17 protein-coding genes are annotated in these 18,432 nt (G+C 34.5%); 13 read left to right on the top strand and 4 right to left on the bottom strand.

Annotated features, from left to right (window positions below; all coding sequences use genetic code 11):
- Nucleotides 1–65: 65 nt before the first annotated feature.
- The gene (rsmG, locus tag CHB81_RS23180; protein ID WP_089354210.1) at nucleotides 66–695 is read right to left on the bottom strand and encodes a 16S rRNA (guanine(527)-N(7))-methyltransferase RsmG; all 630 of its coding nucleotides are present in this window, start codon (nucleotides 693–695) and stop codon (nucleotides 66–68) included.
- 107 nt (nucleotides 696–802) lie between these two features.
- Between rsmG and CHB81_RS23175 the strand changes: the two genes are divergently transcribed.
- The 9 genes from CHB81_RS23175 (at nucleotide 803) to CHB81_RS23130 (ending at nucleotide 10,188) form a co-directional block, all read left to right on the top strand.
- Nucleotides 803–1,897, top strand: a complete 1,095-nt coding sequence (locus CHB81_RS23175) for an acyl-CoA desaturase (RefSeq protein ID WP_089354209.1) — start codon at nucleotides 803–805, stop codon at nucleotides 1,895–1,897.
- A 63-nt stretch (nucleotides 1,898–1,960) separates the two neighbouring features.
- Entirely contained in the window at nucleotides 1,961–3,151 is a 1,191-nt protein-coding gene (locus tag CHB81_RS23170) for a pyridoxal phosphate-dependent aminotransferase (protein ID WP_089354208.1), read from the top strand.
- 377 nt (nucleotides 3,152–3,528) lie between these two features.
- Nucleotides 3,529–3,987, top strand: a complete 459-nt coding sequence (locus CHB81_RS23165) for a PA2169 family four-helix-bundle protein (protein WP_089354207.1) — start codon at nucleotides 3,529–3,531, stop codon at nucleotides 3,985–3,987.
- A gap of 139 nt (nucleotides 3,988–4,126) precedes the next feature.
- Complete coding sequence (locus CHB81_RS23160; RefSeq protein ID WP_089354206.1) at nucleotides 4,127–4,720, top strand: hypothetical protein; 594 nt, start codon at nucleotides 4,127–4,129, stop codon at nucleotides 4,718–4,720.
- 155 nt (nucleotides 4,721–4,875) lie between these two features.
- Nucleotides 4,876–5,421, top strand: a complete 546-nt coding sequence (locus CHB81_RS23155; protein ID WP_089354205.1) for a dihydrofolate reductase family protein — start codon at nucleotides 4,876–4,878, stop codon at nucleotides 5,419–5,421.
- A gap of 138 nt (nucleotides 5,422–5,559) precedes the next feature.
- Nucleotides 5,560–7,434, top strand: a complete 1,875-nt coding sequence (locus tag CHB81_RS23150) for a U32 family peptidase (RefSeq protein ID WP_089354204.1) — start codon at nucleotides 5,560–5,562, stop codon at nucleotides 7,432–7,434.
- Nucleotides 7,435–8,132: 698 nt separating this feature from the next.
- Nucleotides 8,133–9,293, top strand: coding sequence for a formate-dependent phosphoribosylglycinamide formyltransferase (purT, locus tag CHB81_RS23140; RefSeq protein WP_089354202.1), 1,161 nt, complete (start codon nucleotides 8,133–8,135; stop codon nucleotides 9,291–9,293).
- 2 nt (nucleotides 9,294–9,295) lie between these two features.
- Nucleotides 9,296–9,613 (top strand): DUF6370 family protein, encoded by a 318-nt coding sequence (locus CHB81_RS23135; RefSeq protein ID WP_089354201.1) that lies wholly within the window; start codon nucleotides 9,296–9,298, stop codon nucleotides 9,611–9,613.
- Entirely contained in the window at nucleotides 9,613–10,188 is a 576-nt protein-coding gene (locus tag CHB81_RS23130; protein WP_089354200.1) for a Crp/Fnr family transcriptional regulator, read from the top strand. The genes CHB81_RS23135 and CHB81_RS23130 overlap by 1 nt, the downstream gene beginning before the upstream one ends.
- Nucleotides 10,189–10,375: 187 nt before the next feature.
- Here the strand turns inward: CHB81_RS23130 and aceA are convergent, their stop codons facing one another.
- Nucleotides 10,376–11,656, bottom strand: a complete 1,281-nt coding sequence (gene aceA, locus CHB81_RS23125; RefSeq protein ID WP_089354199.1) for an isocitrate lyase — start codon at nucleotides 11,654–11,656, stop codon at nucleotides 10,376–10,378.
- 108 nt (nucleotides 11,657–11,764) lie between these two features.
- The gene (gene aceB, locus CHB81_RS23120; protein WP_089354198.1) at nucleotides 11,765–13,366 is read right to left on the bottom strand and encodes a malate synthase A; all 1,602 of its coding nucleotides are present in this window, start codon (nucleotides 13,364–13,366) and stop codon (nucleotides 11,765–11,767) included.
- A gap of 196 nt (nucleotides 13,367–13,562) precedes the next feature.
- Between aceB and CHB81_RS23115 the strand changes: the two genes are divergently transcribed.
- The 4 genes from CHB81_RS23115 (at nucleotide 13,563) to CHB81_RS23095 (ending at nucleotide 17,378) form a co-directional block, all read left to right on the top strand.
- Nucleotides 13,563–15,044: a helix-turn-helix domain-containing protein gene (locus tag CHB81_RS23115; RefSeq protein WP_089354197.1), complete on the top strand. Its 1,482-nt coding sequence runs from the start codon at nucleotides 13,563–13,565 to the stop codon at nucleotides 15,042–15,044.
- Between the two features lie 391 nt (nucleotides 15,045–15,435).
- Nucleotides 15,436–16,152: a pirin family protein gene (locus tag CHB81_RS23105; RefSeq protein WP_089354195.1), complete on the top strand. Its 717-nt coding sequence runs from the start codon at nucleotides 15,436–15,438 to the stop codon at nucleotides 16,150–16,152.
- A gap of 174 nt (nucleotides 16,153–16,326) precedes the next feature.
- A complete protein-coding gene (locus CHB81_RS23100) occupies nucleotides 16,327–16,557 on the top strand; it encodes a (4Fe-4S)-binding protein (RefSeq protein WP_089354194.1) in 231 nt (76 codons plus the stop codon).
- Nucleotides 16,558–16,844: 287 nt separating this feature from the next.
- A complete protein-coding gene (locus CHB81_RS23095) occupies nucleotides 16,845–17,378 on the top strand; it encodes a YceI family protein (protein WP_089354193.1) in 534 nt (177 codons plus the stop codon).
- A 176-nt stretch (nucleotides 17,379–17,554) separates the two neighbouring features.
- Here CHB81_RS23095 and CHB81_RS23090 read toward each other — a convergent pair whose 3' ends face one another.
- On the bottom strand, nucleotides 17,555–18,418 hold the full coding sequence (locus CHB81_RS23090) for a helix-turn-helix domain-containing protein (protein WP_089354192.1): 864 nt from the start codon (nucleotides 18,416–18,418) through the stop codon (nucleotides 17,555–17,557).
- Nucleotides 18,419–18,432: the final 14 nt, after the last annotated feature.

Raw genomic sequence — 18,432 nt, 5'->3', positions numbered from 1 at the left:
AAAACCCGATAAAATACTTAAAAGTACTTATCGGGTTTAATTATTCTAAGAAGTTCGATTAAAAATTACACTGTAAATTTTAAAGGCAAATGCACTACTTTTTTGGTTTCAAAAAACTCATCTTCAAAAATGGTTGATAAGTCATATAAAGTCGCTTTTGGAAAATCTTTTAATTCTTCTGTCAAATCACCGCCTTTAAGATATAGAATACCATTTTTTAGAGTGTGCTTGTGCTGCTTTTTGATTTTATCTTTTATCCACGAAACAAAATCCGGCATATTGGTTACGGCGCGGCTTACAATAAAATCGAAGTCACCTTTTACCAATTCAGCACGTTTTTGTTCTGCTTTTACGTTCTTTAATTCTAATGCATCAACAACACCCTGAACCACTTTTATTTTTTTTGCAATAACATCAATTAAATAAAAACGAGTTTCGGGAAAAAGAATCGCCAATGGAATCCCCGGAAATCCTCCACCTGTTCCAACATCAAGAACAGTTGCTCCAGGTTCAAATTTCATGATTTTCGCAATTCCAAGGGAGTGCAAAATGTGTTTAGTATATAAGGCATCAATATCTTTACGCGAAATAACATTGATTTTTTCATTCCAATCGTGGTATAAAAAGTCTAATTTTTGAAATTGTTCGATTTGAATATCGGTCAAATCCGGAAAATATTTCAATATCTCATCCATTGCTCTAATTTTTTAACAAAAGTACTACTTTACGATTGAAATATTTAACTCAATTTTGCAAATTGAAAATTTATAATAATTACCTTTGAAACCTATTTAAATTAATTATGAATAACACTGCGCCTACATTTGCTAAGCAAGACAATCTGAAGTTCTTCAGAACACTTAACTCACGAGTAAACAATTACTTCAAGGAGAACAACATTCAGAAAACCGGAAACTGGAAGCTGCACTTAAAAGCTGTTATTCTTTTTGCCGTTTTTCTAACGCCATACTTTTTGATCTTAACGCTAGACATGCCATTTTGGGCACAATTGCTACTAAATATTCTTATGGGAATTGGAATGGCCGGAATTGGAATGAACGTAATGCACGATGGAAATCATGGATCGTACTCTTCTAAATCATGGATCAACAAAATTATGGGCGGAAGTATCTATGTACTAGCCGGAAATGTACACAACTGGCAAGTACAACACAATGTACTTCACCATACTTATACTAATATTCACGGACATGACGAAGATCTTGATGCCGGAAGAATTATCCGTTTTACACAAAATGCCGAATGGCACCGATTTCATAAATTTCAACATTATTATTCTTTCTTCTTATACGGGCTTTTGACTTTTAATTGGGCTTTAACAACTGATTTCAAACAGATGAAAAACTACCTTAAAAGAAAATTATCCTACGGAGCACCGCAAAGTCCAACTAAATTATGGACCGTTTTAGTGATCACTAAAATAATCTACGTTTTAATCTGGATGGCTTTGCCAATGATCTTAGGCGTAACATGGTGGAAAGTTGTTATTGGATTTTTTGTAATGCATTATACTGCGGGATTAATTTTGAGTATCGTTTTTCAATTAGCACACGTAGTAGAGGAAACTTCAAATCCGGTTCCTAACGAAGATGGCGAAATGGAAAATACCTGGGCAATCCACCAATTGTACACAACTGCAAATTTTGCTCCAAAAAACAAAATAATCAACTGGTTTACCGGAGGATTAAATCATCAAATTGAACACCATATTTTTCCAAATATCAGTCATATACACTATGGAAAAATTGCCGAAATTGTAAAACAAACAGCAATCGAATGCAACTTACCATATCATGAATTCAGAACCATGAGAGGAGCTGTTATTGCACATTACAAGCATCTTAAAGATCTTGGGATGAAACCCGAACTAGCATAAAATCTATTAATAATTAACCTTCCTTAATTAAAGTTGAAATTAAGGACATTCAAAAAATTTATAATGAATCATATTCTTTCAGACAGAATCAACAACTTAGCGACATCACAAACATTAGCAATGGCTGCTTTGGCACGCGAACTAAAAGCACAAGGAAAAGACATTATCAGTTTAAGTTTAGGCGAGCCTGACTTTAATACACCTGATTTTATTAAAGAAGCTGTAAAAAAAGCAGTAGATGAAAATTACAGTACTTATTCTCCAGTTGAAGGTTTTTTAGAATTGAGAGAAGCTATTTGCAGAAAATTCAAAAGAGACAATAATTTAGAATATAAACCAACTCAAATCGTAGTTTCTACAGGAGCAAAACAATCTTTATACAACATTGCGCAAGTAATGTTAAACGATGGTGATGAGGTTATTTTACCTGCACCTTACTGGGTTTCTTATTTCGAAATTGTAAAACTTTCTGGTGGAGTTCCTGTTGAAGTTCCAACGTCTGTAGATACTGATTTTAAAATTACACCAGCACAATTAGAAGCAGCAATCACACCAAAAACAAAAATGATGTGGTTCAGTTCTCCTTGTAACCCATCTGGATCTGTATACAGCAGAGAAGAGTTAACAGCTCTTGCAAAAGTGCTAGAAAAACACCCAAATATATACGTAGTTGCTGACGAAATTTATGAGCACATTAATTTCTCAGGAACTTTCTGCAGTATCGGTTCAATCCCGGGAATGCTAGAAAAAACAATCACTGTAAACGGAGTTGCAAAAGCATTCGCAATGACAGGATACAGAATTGGTTACATTGGAGCCCCGGAATTTATCGCAAAAGCGTGTACAAAAATTCAAGGACAAGTAACTTCAGGAGCAAATTCTGTAGCACAACGCGCTACAATTACTGCTGTAGATGCTGACCCAAGCGTATTAAACCACATGGTTGAAGCTTTTCATGGTCGTAGAGATTTAGTTGTTGGATTATTAAAAGAAATCCCAGGAATAAAAATCAATGTTCCGGAAGGAGCATTTTACGTATTCCCAGACGTTTCTTCTTACTTCGGAAAAACATTAAGAGGAACCGAAATCAAAGACGCAAACGATCTTTCAATGTACCTTTTAGCAGAAGCTAATGTAGCAACTGTAACAGGTGACGCTTTCGGAAATCCAAATTGTATTCGTTTCTCTTACGCAACAAGCAACGATATCTTAAAAGAAGCGTTACGCAGAATCAAAGAAGCTTTGACTGCATAACAATATAAACAATTTTATTAAAACGGCTTAAGGTTCAAAGTTTCATCACTTTATACTTTAAGCTGTTTTTTTACGCGGTTATTTGGGCGTGTTCGCCGCGGCGAATCGGGCTATTCGCTACAAGTCCTCACACTTCCTTCGTCAGGCTGTGGGCTATCCGCTGCTATCCCTCAAGCAAAATGGTAACAAGAACATTTTCCTTCAAGCAAATAACTATAAAGTAATTAGTGAAAATTCGTGAAATTCGTGGCAAAAACAATCTTATCCTTTCAAAATTACCATCCTACAATATTATAAATCAGCATTATAATTCTGTAAAACATTACACGCAGTAAATTCTCAACTTTGTATTATACATTAATTTAAATATTAACATTATGATACATACAGAAGAAACCACAACAGAAGCAGTTCATATATTAGAAGGATTAATTTCTATTTTGGAAGATGGAAAACTGGGATATACAAATGCCGCTGAGCATGTAAATGACTTGTCCATTAAAGCCGAATTCTTAGATTACGCAAGAGAACGTGCACTATTCATAGTCGAATTGCAAGACCAAATCAACAAACTAGGAAAATCAACCGACACTTCTGGCGGAGGTCCTTTAGGCGCTTTACACCGCACATGGATCGATATTAAATCATCATTCACTGGTGGAGATACCAAAGCAATCATTAATGCCTGCATTACCGGAGAAGAAACTGCAGTAGAAAAATACAAAATGACACTTGAAAAAAACGAACTTGAAAGCAGTCAAATTGCAATCATTTCGAAACAATTAAACAGTATTCAAAGTACATTGGATAAAATTAAAGCAAAAAGATTGTCATAATAATTCACACTATTTTTTGGGAGCGAAAACTACTTGGTTATTAAACCAAGCAGTTTTTTTTATTTTGTAGGAATTTAAAAATAAATCTCTACTTTCGTCCCGACCAAAAAAATATAAATTCTCAACCAAAAAATGTTTCATGAATCCAGCATTACGCAATTCGTTCTTAATTTTAATCTTTACTTTATTCTTTAGCAATCAGGCAAAATCCCAGGTAGAAGGTAATTCTATCAAAGCAACCATAGGTTTTGCCGCAAGCAGTTCTTACTACATTGAAAATTACGGTAGTCAAGAGGAAGTCGATGTTATGGGAGGCGGTCCATATTTATTGGGAGAATATATCATTGGAGTAAAATCATGGTTTAGTGTACGTCCATACGCAGGAGGCATATTTACATCTGTTGAAAAAAATCAGAATTTACAAAATCAACCTCAATACAAAGTAACAACCAATGCTTTTTTACTTGGAGCAAAAGTTCGTTTGTGTGCGCCAATTCCTTGGGTTGCACCTTTTATTGAAGGAGGTATTGGTACTTCGATAGGTAAATTCGAAACATTTACACCGAATATTAATTTTAACAAAAGCGACGTGTTACTACATATTCCTTTCAGTATTGGATTAGCTATTGGTCGAAGAAATAATTTTGAAATTGGTATATCAGGCTACTTTCACCCCGCAGCTAAACAATCATCTGGGGTATTTGCTGTAGGATACAATTTTCCGTTAGATTAAAAACAAAATATATAATTTAACATAAAATATTGAACTATTTATAATATTTCAAGAATAGAAAAAACTACTTGGTTAATAAACTAAGTAGTTTTTTGTTTTATTAAAAACTGAAATAATATATTTTTATATCAAATTCTATAAAACAAAAGTATCAAATGAAAAAAGTAATTTTAGATTTAGCAGTAACCCTGGACGGTTTTATTGAAGGACCAAATGGAGAAATCGATTGGTGCATTATGGACGACGATATGGATTTTGATAGTTTTTTATCTGGCATTGATACTATTTTTTATGGTCGTGTGAGTTATGACGCGTGGGGTAATTTTCAACCGGATGAAAATGCAAGTTCAGCTGAAAAAGCGCTTTGGGAAGGAGTACATTCAAAAAAGAAATATGTTTTTTCAAGTCAAAATAAAAAAGACGATAATGCCATTTTTATAAATTCTGATATTTCGCAACAAGTAAATGAAATTAAAAAACAGTCCGGTAAAGACATTTGGTTATATGGCGGGGCAAGTCTTATTAAAACATTTATTCAATTAAATCTTGTAGATATATACAGAATATCAGTTCATCCAACAGTTTTAGGAAACGGCAAACCATTGTTTGAAAATTTAAAAAACCGAATAGAATTGAAGCTACTTAAAACAAATGTTTTCAAATCAGGAGTTGTTCAGCTTATCTACGAACCAATCAAATAAATCAAAGCCCATTTATCATCATTCCATATAACCTAACTATTTCAAAAAAAGTCACTTCAGCATTAGCAAACTCGAAATATTTATAAGAACTTTGCAAACTTTTTTCCGTGAATACCACAAAAGCCTAAAGTACTAAAAATGAAGAAGAAGATTGAAATATTAGCTCCTGCTAAAGATTTAATTGGGGGAATGGCAGCCATCAATAGTGGTGCCGATGCAGTTTATATTGGAGCTCCACAATTTGGAGCGCGTTCAAACGCCAACAATTCTATCGAAGATGTTGCCGCTTTGGTACAATATGCGCATTTATTTAATGCTCAGGTTTTTGTAGTTATGAATACCATTTTGTACGATAACGAACTAGAAACATGTCGTCAAATGATCTGGGAATTATACGAAATTGGTGTCGATGCCCTGATTATTCAGGACATGGCGATTATGGAAATGGAGCTTCCTCCTATCGTACTTCACGCCAGCACACAAGCCAATAATCGTGATGCCGATAAAATTAAATTCTTGAAAGATGCCGGAATCAAACGTGTGGTTTTGGCCCGCGAATTGAATTTACATCAAATTAAGACAATATACGACGAGGCTGATGTAGAATTAGAATTTTTCGTAACCGGAGCATTATGTGTTTCTTTCAGTGGAAACTGCTATATGAGTGTGGCTAACGGAGAACGCAGTGCCAATCGCGGTTCTTGCGCTCAAAACTGTCGTTTACCTTATAACTTAATCGACGGAAACGGAGAAACTTTAATCAAAAACAGTCACTTACTTTCTATTAAAGATTTAGATATTTCAGATCAGATTCCGAATTTAATTGAAGCCGGAATCGTTTCTTTTAAAATCGAAGGAAGATTAAAAGATGTTGTTTACGTAAAAAACAACGTATCGTTTTTACGTCAAAAATTAGATAGTTTCTTAGAAGGCGAAGGAAGTGATAAATACACCAAAGCTTCATCAGGAACTTGTACCTATACTTTCGATTCTTCTTTAAACAGAACTTTTAATCGCGGTTATACCGACTATTTTGTAAACGATAGAAATCATAGTATTGGATCTTGGGAAAGTCCAAAATCAAAAGGACAATATATTGGTAAACTAATCCGAACTGTTGGAAACGCTTATGAAATCGAAAACGGCGAATTACTAAACAATGGTGACGGACTTTGCTTCATCAACGAAAATAACGAAGCAGACGGAATCTATGTAAACAAAGCCGAAAACGGTAAAATTTATCCAAACGTTTTAAAAGAAGTAAAAGACGGAACTTTTATTTACAGAAATAACGACGCAGCTTTTATCAAAATTGTAGAAAGAGAAGATAGTGCCGTTCGAAAAATCAGCACGACTTTATTACTTACAGAAAATGAAACTGGTTTCGAATTAATCGCAACCGATGAAGACGGAAATATAAGTACTGTTACTTTAGAACATTCTAAAGAACAAACTAAAACCGGCGAATCAATCGAGGAAAACATCAAAACGCAATTGGCAAAAACAGGTTTTACGCCTTATACAGCCAATGAAATTAATGTGATGTTCACCCAAAACTGGTTCCTTCCTATTTCTAAAATCAACGAAATGAGAAGAACCGTTTACGATCAGTTAACCGAAATTCGTTTGGCAAATTACAAACGTGAAGAACACCAATTGGTAAAAACTTCGCATCCGTATCCTGAAACCAAACTAGATTTCATGTACAATGTTTCGAACAAAACGGCTCGTAAATTCTACGAACGTCATGGCGTTACAGAAATCGAAAAAGCATTCGAATTGCAATGGGATCCAGGAAAATCTCGTGTAATGACAACTAAATATTGCATCAAATACGAATTAAAAAAATGCCCAATACACCAAAAAGACATAATGGGTGTTAAAGTAAAAGAACCATTGGTATTAAAACAAGGCGAACTTGAATACAAACTAAAATTCAACTGCAAACCTTGTGAAATGGAAATCTGGGAAAAAGATGCCGAATTCGAAATCGAAGAAGACCAATTTCATTAGGATTTAACCGCAAAGTTCGCAAAGAAATACGCAAGGTTCGCAAAGATTTATTTTGAAATCTTTGCGAACCTTTTTTATATTAATAACAACAGCTTTGCGTTCTTCGCGCAATCCTTTGTGAACTTTGCGTTTAAATTAAATCTGCCGAATCTGCAAAATCTGTGTAAGAATAAATTCCATTTTATTTATCTTTACTCTCCAAACTAAATTTAAATGGAAACAAAAAATAACATCCAAAAATATTCGATTATTGCGGGAATTTTGGTATGTCTTTTTTTTCCCTTATTAATATTTTCAGACAGCTATTTTATTTTTCAATGTATACAAATATGTGATTTCGGCATCTTTTGGAATCCAATATTCTGGGGAATCTTATTCCCTTTATTTATAGTTTTTCTGTTTTGGAACACAGCCAAAAAAATCAACTTTTCATTAAATCAAATAAGTTATTTTCAAGCTTGCTCTCAATTTTCATTCGGCGTAAGCTCAAAAATTATAACAACCCTTTTTACAATATATGTTATTGGATTATTCGTAAACGGAATTTCATCAGTACTTAACGTGCAAATTCCTTATCAAATTTTATTTTCACTATTAATGATTTTATTTTTATCATTTGTATTAATGATTTTAACTTTTATAAGCAGTTTTATAATTGTGAAACTGAGCCAAAATACCCAATCTTTAAATTAGACAAAATGAAAATACTACTCCTCGGTTCAGGCGAATTAGGCAAAGAATTTGTCATTGCCGCGCAACGAATCGGACAAACCATAATTGCTGTTGACAGTTACGAAAATGCTCCGGCGATGCAAGTTGCACACGGTTTTGAAGTAATCAATATGCTCGACGGTGAAGCTCTTGACCGAATTGTATCCAAACACAAACCAGACTTTATAGTCCCTGAAATAGAAGCCATTCGTACGGAACGTTTTTACGATTACGAAAAACAAGGCATCACCGTTGTTCCTTCGGCGAAAGCAGCAAACTTTACCATGAATCGCAAAGCCATTCGTGATTTAGCTGCAAAAGAACTCGGGCTAAAAACAGCAAAATATCAATACGCAACTTCAGCCGAAAAACTGCAAAAAGCCGTTCAGGAAGTTGGAATTCCATGTGTTGTAAAACCATTAATGTCTTCTTCGGGAAAAGGACAATCAACTATAAAAACCGAAAGTGATATCGAGAAAGCATGGCAATATGCCGTTGCAGGATCTCGTGGCGATGTTATCGAAGTTATTGTAGAAGCTTTTGTTGATTTTCATTCGGAAATTACGCTTTTAACGATTACGCAGAATAACAATCCAACCTTGTTTTGTGCGCCAATTGGTCACAGACAAGAACGTGGCGATTATCAGGAAAGCTGGCAGCCTGCAAAAGTTTCTGAAGCCGATTTGTATGAAGCTCAGGATATGGCGGAAAAAATCACGGAAGCATTGGGTGGCGCAGGACTTTTTGGTGTGGAATTTTTCTTAACCAGTGAAGGCGTTTATTTCTCTGAACTTTCTCCTCGCCCACACGATACCGGAATGGTAACTTTGGCAGGAACGCAAAACTTCAACGAATTCGAATTGCATTTACGTGCGATTTTAAGCCTTCCAATTTTCGAAATTACATTAGAAAAGGCCGGAGCAAGTGCCGTAATTTTAGCATCAGAAGATTCTACAAATCCAACTTTTACTGGAATCGAAAAAGTAGCCGCTTTACCAAAAACCGATTTCAGAATTTTTGGTAAACCTACATCAAGACCATATCGCCGAATGGGTGTTGTCTTAAGCCACGATTCACTGGCAGCTCCAATCGAAGAAATTATAGAACGCGCCAAAGCAACTTCTAAATTAATAACTGTAAATTCTTAAAAATGAAAAAAGCAATATTTCTATTATTCCTATTTGTTGGAATCGCGACCCAAGCACAAGATAAAAAAACAACCGAAAAACCTCAAATTGTAGAAACAGCTTGTGGCGAATGTCAATTCGGGATGAAAGGCAAAAGCTGTGATTTAGCCGTACGCATTGACGGAAAAACCTATTTCGTTGATGGAACAACAATTGACGAACACGGTGATGCACATGCAAAAGACGGTTTTTGCAATGCAATTCGTAAAGCTTCTGTTACCGGAAAAGTAGAAAACGGTCGTTTTAAAGCTACATCATTCATTTTACTTAAAGAAAAATAATGGAGTTGATTCTTGAAAATATTGCCAAACACGTTTCGCTAACTCCTGAGGAGCAAGCGCATTTTTTATCTAAACTAGAAACACATACTTACAAAGCCAAAACCATTTTACTAAGTGCTGGCGAAGTTTGCAAACATTCTTATTTTGTGAATTCGGGAATTTTAAGAAGCTTCAATATCAATGATAATATTGTTGAGCACGTTCTTTCATTTGCCTGTGCAGGTTGGTGGATGAGCGATATGTACAGCTTTTTTTCGCAAAAACCGGGACAACTTTTTATTGAAGTTTTAGAAGATTCCGAAGTAGTTTCACTTTCTAAAGAAAACCAGGAACAATTGTATCTTGATATTCCAAAATTAGAACGTTTCTTCAGGATTTTAATCGAAAATTCATTGGTTGCCAATCAACAACGATTAATGGACAACTTGAGCTTAACCGCCGAAGAACGTTTTGAGAAATTCACCACCAAATACGGAACATTAGCTCATAAAGTACCTCAAAAACAAATCGCCTCTTTCATTGGTGTTACACCGGAATTTTTCAGCAAAATGAAAGCACGACTTTTAAAAAAATAGTTTTTTGCCACAGATTTCACAGATTAAAAGGATTTTTTATTCGCCACGAATTTCACAAATTTTCACTAATTAAAATTCGCGTGAATTCATGAAATTCGTGGCAACATTTTTTTTTAAATCATTCTAATCTGTGAAATCTGTGGCAAAAAACAAAAACACGGCTAAGCAGCCGTGTTTTTTTATTGAATTAAAATTGTTCAACCTCCGTTGAATGCTTCATTGCGGTTGTGGTTGATTTTCCTATTGTAACCGTATTTTGAACCGCATCAAAATAAGAAGTTCCCACAAAAGCCTGATGTTTTACTGCTCTGAATCCGTTTTTCTGTAAAGCGAATTCTCTTTCCTGCAATTCAGAATATCCTGCCATTCCGCGTTCTTTATAAGCTTTAGACAATTCGAACATACTGGTATTTAAAGCATGAAATCCTGCCAAAGTAATGAACTGGAACTTATAACCCATCGCTGCCAAATCTTCTCTAAAAGTTTCCATTTCTGCAACAGATAGTTTTGCAGCCCAATTAAATGAAGGCGAACAATTGTAAGCCAACATCTTGTCCGGGAATTCTTTTTTCATGGCGTCAGCGAATTTTTTAGCATAAACCAAATCCGGATTACTGGTTTCCATCCAAATCAAATCAGCATATGGTGCGTAGCTTAAACCTCTCGCAATTCCCTGATCGATTCCGCTATTTACATAGAAGAAACCTTCATTTGTTTTTTCGCCTGTGATAAATTTATGATCTCTTGGATCAGCATCACTGGTTAATAAATTTGCAGCATCGGCATCTGTACGAGCCACAATTAGCGTTGAAACCCCCATAACATCTGAAGCCAGACGCGCTGCAATCAGTTTATTAATCGCTTCTTGTGTAGGTACCAAAACTTTACCGCCTAAGTGCCCGCATTTTTTAGCAGAACTCAATTGATCTTCAAAGTGAACTCCAGAAGCTCCTGCTTCAATCATTGATTTCATAAGTTCGAATGCATTTAGATTTCCACCAAAACCAGCTTCGGCATCAGCCACAATCGGAACTAAATAATCTTTTTTATCTTCAACCTGATTTACCACCTGAATTTGATCAGCACGTAACAAGGCACTATTTATTTTTTTAACTACCAATGGCACACTATTTACCGGATAAAGCGATTGGTCAGGATACATTTCTCCAGCCAAATTTGCATCAGCAGCAACTTGCCATCCACTTAAATAAATCGCTTCAAGACCAGCGTCGACTTCCTGAATCGCCTGATTTCCTGTTAAAGCGCCCAAACCAGCAACATAATCCTGACTTTTTAACTTTTTCCATAATTTTTGCGCTCCCATTTTGGCAATAGAGTGCTCAATTTGATACGAACCCTGAAGCGTAACTACTTCTGTAGCTGTATAAGGGCGTTCAACACCTTTCCATCTTGGGTTCGTGATCCAATCGTTAATCAATTCCTGAATTCTGTCTTCTGTTGTTTTCATAAATAATATAGTTAAGTTGGTTAGTAAAGCATTTTATTCAATTAAAAATCTGCGTCATCTGCTAAATCTGCGTGAAAAAAATATTTTTAATTCTCAATTTTTAATTCTTTATAGATATTTATAGCACGGAATGGTTAAAAAATCAACGAAATCGGGATTTACAACCAATCTGTCTAAGACTTTTTCAGCAAGAGGAAATTGTCGTTGTTCGTAAATCTCTTCTCCTAATTCGTCTTTGATTTTTTTGAATTCATCCAAGGCCAACTCGTGATAATAAGCCAAATCTAATTTTCGATCATTATCCAAAACCACTTTGTTTTGCAGCCACTGCCACAATTGTGATCTTGAAATTTCAGCCGTTGCAGCATCTTCCATCAAATTATGCAACGCCGCTGCACCTTGTCCGTTTAGCCATGAAGCCAAATACAAGACTCCAACATTGATATTTTTGCGAACACCGTTTTCGGTTATAATTCCAATTGGTGGTTCAATCAAATCGTCTTCCGTTATTTTGCGATGTTCTCTTTTAATGTGAATTTGATTTGGAGTTGGCATTCCGGCATCAAAAACCGATTTTGCTAAAGAAACCAAATCCGGATGCGCTACCCAAGTTCCGTCGTGACCGTTTCGAACTTCGCGTTCTTTATCTGTTTTTACTTTTGCAAAAGCAACGGCATTCGCTTCTTCATTATTTTTAATCGGAATTTGAGCCGCCATTCCGCCAATTGCGTGAATTCCTCTTTTATGACATCTTTGAATTACCAAATTCGAATACGCATTCATAAAAGGCGAAGTCATATTTACCTGATCGCGATCCGGAACAATGAATTTTGGATTTTTTCTAAACTTTTTGATATAAGAAAAAATATAATCCCAACGCCCACAATTCAACCCAACGATATGTTCTTTCAATTCATAAATGATTTCATCCAATTGAAAACTTGCTGTTATGGTCTCAATCAAAACCGTCACTTTGATCGTGCCGCGTTCTAATTTTAAATAATCTTCAGTAAAATCAATTACAGTATTCCACCAGCGCGCTTCCAGATAATGTTCTAATTTTGGAATATAGAAATACGGTCCTGAATTATTTTCCAATAATCTTTTATGATTATGAAAAACATACAATCCAAAATCTACCAAAGAACCAGAAACTTCATTTCCATCAACCAAAAGATGTTTTTCCGGCAGATGCAATCCTCTTGGACGAACAATTAGCGTTGCAATCTTTTCATTTAATTGATACGATTTGTGTTTAGCTAAATCTGTGTACGAAATTGTTTTATTTACAGCGTCGATCAAATTCAGTTGACCGTCCATTAAATTTTGCCAGGTTGGTGAAGTACTATCTTCAAAATCAGCCATAAACGTTTTCGCTCCCGAATTCAATGCATTGATTATCATTTTGCGATCAACCGGTCCGGTAATTTCTACTCTTCTATCCAACAAATCTTTCGGAATTTCTCCAGCTGTCCAATTACTTTCTCTGATGGCTTTAGTTTCGGCTGGAAAAGTTGGCATTGCTCCCTGATCAAAAGTGACTTGTTTTTGATCGCGTTGCAACAACAATATTTTTCGTTGCGATTCGAATTTTCGATGTAAATCGGTTATAAAAACAATCGCTTCTTCGGTCCAGATCTTTGGATAAGAAAGGCTCTTTTCGGCTAAAAATTCCATTGCCGTCTCGGTAATCTCTAATTGGTTCTTCATAGCTGCTGATTTTAATTCGTCATCAATTGGTTTCTTATTGTTATCCTTTCAAGACAATATTTATTATAACAATCTGACGGTTAATATTTTCTACACCACAATATTAGAAAAAAGTTTTCTACAAAACAAGCGAACGTTCGCTAAATATTAAAAATAATTTTTTGGCGATTATTTTTTAAATGGTTATATTTGATTCATGGATATCGAAAAAGACTATATAAAGCTGATATTTGGGCTAAAACTGAAACAAGTTCGCACCCAAAAAAATCTTTCACTTTTTGGCTTAGCCAAATTGACAAATCTTTCAAAATCGTACTTAAACGAAATTGAAAAGGGAAAAAAATATCCAAAAACGGACAAAATTTTACTTCTATGCGAACATCTGGACGTGACTTACGACCAAATGGTATCTCTAAAACTTGATAATAACCTCGCTCCGATTGGAGAAATCTTAAAATCCGGAATTCTAAAAGAGATTCCACTAGAGCTTTTTGGTATTCAGGAAGCTGATTTAATTGATATTATTGCCAATGCTCCGGCAAAAGTCAATGCCTTTATTAGTACAATTATCGAAATCGCCCAACATTATAATTTAAGCAGAGAAAGTTTCTTTCTTGCTGCTTTACGATCTTATCAGGAAGCACACAGCAATTATTTTGAAGATTTAGAAGAGAAAGTAATCGCGTTTTCAAAATCCTTTCAAATAAATTTAGATTCCAAAATTACGATTGAAGAACTGGAAGCCATTCTTAAAGAAGAATTCGATTATAAGATAAAAGAAATCGCTTTTACAGATCAGGAAGCTTTAGAAGATTTACGCTCTATTTACGTCCCAAAAAGTAAAACATTATTATTGTCGACAGAAATTGATGATCCGCAAAAGGCTTTTATTTTAGCCAAAGAAATTGCTTATAATTACCTAAATATATCCGATCGTTTACTGACTTTCAGTTGGATTAAGTTCGAAAACTTCGATCAGGTTCTGCATAATTTTTATGCTTCTTATTTTGCGGGAGCTTTATTATTACCAAGGCAATTAGTTGTGAACAAAATCAATGACTTCCTGACTAACGAAAAACCAAATCCGGAAGAATTTGTTGCTTTAATAGAAAGTTTCGAAGTTTCTCCGGAATCATTCTATCAGAGATTAACCAATTTATTACCCAAAGATTTTCATCTGAAGAACTTATTCTTTTTAAGAATGTCCCATAAAATTGGTTCTGATTTTTATCAGATTAAAAAGGAATTACACATTACCAATCAGCAAGAACCGCACGCCAACGAAACCAACGAGCATTATTGCAGAAGATGGGTTTCGGTAAAAACAATTGACGAAGCAATCAAACAAAATAAACCTCATTTTTTTGATGCGCAGATTTCAAGTTACGTTCATAGCGGAAATGAATATTTAGTTTTTTCATCGGCCACAAAAGATCCTTTTATAAAAGATAATATTCGCAGTATTTCTGTTGGAATTTTAATCAATCCAACAATGAAAAAGAAATTCAAATTCATCGAAGGAAAACCTTTAGTGAAAAGAATTGTTGGTGTTACTTGTGAAACCTGCGATGTAAAAGATTGCTTAGAAAGAGCTGCGCCGCCAATCGCTTTGGAAAAGAAAAAACGCCACGAGAATACTGATGCGGTTGTGCAGCAGTTTATTAGTCAATATAGTTAAATTAGATTTTTAGACTTTTAGATATTGGACTTCTTAGATTTTTTCGCAATCTTGTCGTTACCTTGCGTTCGATGGATCTACAAAACATATCATTCCTGTGGAACTTTTCGAAAAGAGCCATCGGCTCGGCCAATTTTGTAGGGATGGATTTCAATCCGTCCATTGCAAGAAGCTCGACAAAGATTGGCGATATTGCATGTGTAGAATGGATTAAAATCCATCCCTACAATATCTTTGTTCCTCCGGAACGATTAAAAAACCTTTGAACCTCTGTTCCTTTGAACCTTTGTACCTAAAAATTAGAACCCTAAAGAACTTAATCTACATTAAGTGCTTTTCCTCTATGTCCATCGTAAATTTGTACTATCAAAATAACAAAACACATATCATTATGGAAAATATAGTATTGCACAAAGCAGAAACAAGAGGAAATGCAAATCACGGATGGCTTAATGCTTATCATAGTTTTAGTTTTGCTAGCTGGTACAACCCTGACAGAATTCAGTTTGGTGCACTTCGCGTTTTAAATGACGATACGATTGCTGGCGGAATGGGTTTTGGAACGCATCCTCACGATAATATGGAAATCATTACGATTCCGCTAGAAGGCGATTTAGCACACAAAGACAGCATGGGAAATACTGAAATCATCAAAAATGGTGATATTCAGGTTATGAGTGCCGGAACCGGAGTTCAACATAGTGAGTTTAATCCAAATGCAGATCAACAAACTAAATTATTGCAAATCTGGTTGTTTCCCAGCAAAAGAAATGTAACACCACGCTACCAACAAATTACTTTGGATGTTGCGGACAGACATAATAAATTGTCTCAGATTTTATCCCCAAATGCAGATGATGAAGGTGTTTGGATTCATCAGGATGCCTGGTTTCATATGGGGAATTTTGATGCAGGAATTGCTACAACATACAAACTAAAAAAAGAAGGAAACGGAGTTTACGCTTTTGTTTTAAAAGGAAATGTAACTATAAACGGTCAGGAATTGAATACTCGTGACGCAATAGGAATCTCTGATTTTGAAACTTTAAACATAAAAGCAAATACCGATGCTGAGTTTCTTTTAATGGAAATTCCCATGAATTATTAATTCGAAAAACACAACTAATACTTTTTCTCGATAAACGATAATTAATCTGAATTTCAGATTATTATCGTTTATTTTTTTGCTCTAATTTTTACAAAACTCAAAAAGAAAGATTAATTTTATAAGAGAAAATTGGTCTGACTTTAAGATAAAAACTAATCCTTAAATTTTTCAACCATGAATCCTGATAATCTAACCAAAGAATACACAAACGGAGAAGTCACAATTGTATGGCAATCCGGAAAATGCATTCACTCTGCTAATTGTGTAAAAAATAATCCTGATGTTTTTCATCCAAAAGAAAAACCATGGATTACAGCAGAAGCCTCAACAACTGAAAAAATCATAGAAACAGTTCATAAATGTCCATCTGGAGCATTGACATTTTATATGAACAACACTAAATAGTTTTTTTTTACCACTCCCAATAGTTATCGGGATAAAATGATTAAAAGATTTTTCCAATCTGCGTCGGGTTGCCTCGAATTTCACAAATGTGCGCGAATTTTTTCTCAGCACAATCTATAAAAATTAATTCGTGAAAATTCGTGGAATTCGTGGCAACAAAAAAAAAGAACCTCAAAATAATTTCAAATCACATTTTCCATTTCTTAATCTAGGTTAAGTGCGTTACGCTTACTACCAACGTAACTTTGTCCTATCAAAATGAAATTAATATTTAAAAAATAAAAACTATGGCAACTACAAAATGGTCAATTGACCCAACACATTCAGAAATTGGTTTTAAAGTTAAACACATGATGTTTACAAATGTTTCAGGAAAATTTGGAACTTACGATGCTACAATTACTACAGACGGAGATAACTTCGAAAATGCTGATATCAGTTTTTCTAGTGATATTGCTTCTGTTGATACTGCAAATGCAGACAGAGATGGACATTTAAGAAGCGGAGATTTCTTCGATGCTGAAAATCACCCAAAATTAACTTTCAAAGGTTCTTCATTCAAAAAAATCAATGACGGAGAATATGAATTAACTGGCGATTTAAGCATTAAAGGTGTTTCAAAAACAGTAAAATTTCCTGTAGAATTTAGCGGAACAATGACTGATCCTTGGGGAAATACAAAAGTAGGTTTAAACATTGAAGGAAAAATTAATCGTAAAGATTGGGGTTTAAACTGGAACTCTGCTCTTGAAACTGGTGGTGTTTTAGTTGGAGAAGAAGTTCGTTTAAACATTGAATTGCAATTCGCAAAACAAGCTTAATCATAGTATTTTCAATTTAATTTGGCTGGTTGAGAACCCTGTACTTTTTTAAAAGTGCAGGGTTTTCTTTTTTTTTAAAAGTTTGCCACGAATTTCACGAATGTGCACGAATTTTTTCTCAGCATAATCTATAAAAACTAATTCGTGAAAATTCGTGAAATTCGTGGCGAAAAAACTCATCGCAAAGTATTTCGAAATTCTGTTGGAGAAAATCCGGTTTGTTTTTTGAAGAATCTGGAAAAATAGGAATAGTCTTCGTAGCCAACAGCAAATGCAACTTCGTTTATAGACAATTGTTTATCGATTAACATTCGTTTAATTTCAAGAATTACGCGATCCATAATTACTTCTGTTGCGGTCTTTTGTAAAATTTCATTGCAGATTCTATTTAAATGTTTTAATGTAATATTTAATTTCTCCGCATAAAACGACGGCAGTTTTTGAGTTTTAAAATACTCTTCTAAAAGCACTTCAAAAGCACTGATTTTAACATTATACGAATGTGTTTGATGCGAATAGGTCTCGATATATTTTCTGGAAATTTCTATGTGAATGCAATCTAATAAATTCAGCATTTTGTCTAATTGCAACTTATTATTTTGATTATTCTCCTGAATCAATAAATCAAAATAAGGTAATATTTTTGGTATTTCACTTTCCTCAAAAACCATTTCCGGCCGATTGTGAATGGAATGATAAAAATTGTAATCGTTGATTTTTTTCTGTCCGAAGTACAAATTATAAAGTTCCTGCGAAAAAATAATTACAAAGCCTTCAACATCTTCAGACAAATTCCAATGATGCATTTGTCCTGGCTGCAGAACAAACAAGCTTCCTGTTTTTATTCCGAATTGATCGAAATCAACTTCATGCAATCCAGAACCTTTCGTAAAAAACACCATTAAATAAGAATCATGTCGATGCGGTTCTTCGACAAAACTATGGCTTTTTAGATGCTCTTTAAAAGTATTGATATAAAAATCACGATGAATATCGTTACAGCTAAAATTCTGAACACTATAAACAGGATACTTTTTCATACGCGATTAGATTG

This window comes from Flavobacterium sp. ov086 (genome assembly GCF_900187965.1).
In the GTDB taxonomy this organism is placed as follows: Bacteria; Bacteroidota; Bacteroidia; order Flavobacteriales; family Flavobacteriaceae; genus Flavobacterium.
This window is presented reverse-complemented; position numbering and strand designations above follow the sequence as displayed.

Excerpts from the sequence above, each read along its gene's own strand:
- rsmG (WP_089354210.1), bottom strand. The coding sequence starts at position 695 with ATGGATGAGATATTGAAATATTTTCCGGATTTGACCGATATTCAAATC.
- CHB81_RS23175 (WP_089354209.1), top strand. The coding sequence starts at position 803 with ATGAATAACACTGCGCCTACATTTGCTAAGCAAGACAATCTGAAGTTC.
- CHB81_RS23170 (WP_089354208.1), top strand. The coding sequence starts at position 1,961 with ATGAATCATATTCTTTCAGACAGAATCAACAACTTAGCGACATCACAA.
- CHB81_RS23165 (WP_089354207.1), top strand. The coding sequence starts at position 3,529 with ATGATACATACAGAAGAAACCACAACAGAAGCAGTTCATATATTAGAA.
- CHB81_RS23160 (WP_089354206.1), top strand. The coding sequence starts at position 4,127 with ATGAATCCAGCATTACGCAATTCGTTCTTAATTTTAATCTTTACTTTA.
- CHB81_RS23155 (WP_089354205.1), top strand. The coding sequence starts at position 4,876 with ATGAAAAAAGTAATTTTAGATTTAGCAGTAACCCTGGACGGTTTTATT.
- CHB81_RS23150 (WP_089354204.1), top strand. The coding sequence starts at position 5,560 with ATGAAGAAGAAGATTGAAATATTAGCTCCTGCTAAAGATTTAATTGGG.
- purT (WP_089354202.1), top strand. The coding sequence starts at position 8,133 with ATGAAAATACTACTCCTCGGTTCAGGCGAATTAGGCAAAGAATTTGTC.
- CHB81_RS23135 (WP_089354201.1), top strand. The coding sequence starts at position 9,296 with ATGAAAAAAGCAATATTTCTATTATTCCTATTTGTTGGAATCGCGACC.
- CHB81_RS23130 (WP_089354200.1), top strand. The coding sequence starts at position 9,613 with ATGGAGTTGATTCTTGAAAATATTGCCAAACACGTTTCGCTAACTCCT.
- aceA (WP_089354199.1), bottom strand. The coding sequence starts at position 11,656 with ATGAAAACAACAGAAGACAGAATTCAGGAATTGATTAACGATTGGATC.
- aceB (WP_089354198.1), bottom strand. The coding sequence starts at position 13,366 with ATGAAGAACCAATTAGAGATTACCGAGACGGCAATGGAATTTTTAGCC.
- CHB81_RS23115 (WP_089354197.1), top strand. The coding sequence starts at position 13,563 with ATGGATATCGAAAAAGACTATATAAAGCTGATATTTGGGCTAAAACTG.
- CHB81_RS23105 (WP_089354195.1), top strand. The coding sequence starts at position 15,436 with ATGGAAAATATAGTATTGCACAAAGCAGAAACAAGAGGAAATGCAAAT.
- CHB81_RS23100 (WP_089354194.1), top strand. The coding sequence starts at position 16,327 with ATGAATCCTGATAATCTAACCAAAGAATACACAAACGGAGAAGTCACA.
- CHB81_RS23095 (WP_089354193.1), top strand. The coding sequence starts at position 16,845 with ATGGCAACTACAAAATGGTCAATTGACCCAACACATTCAGAAATTGGT.
- CHB81_RS23090 (WP_089354192.1), bottom strand. The coding sequence starts at position 18,418 with ATGAAAAAGTATCCTGTTTATAGTGTTCAGAATTTTAGCTGTAACGAT.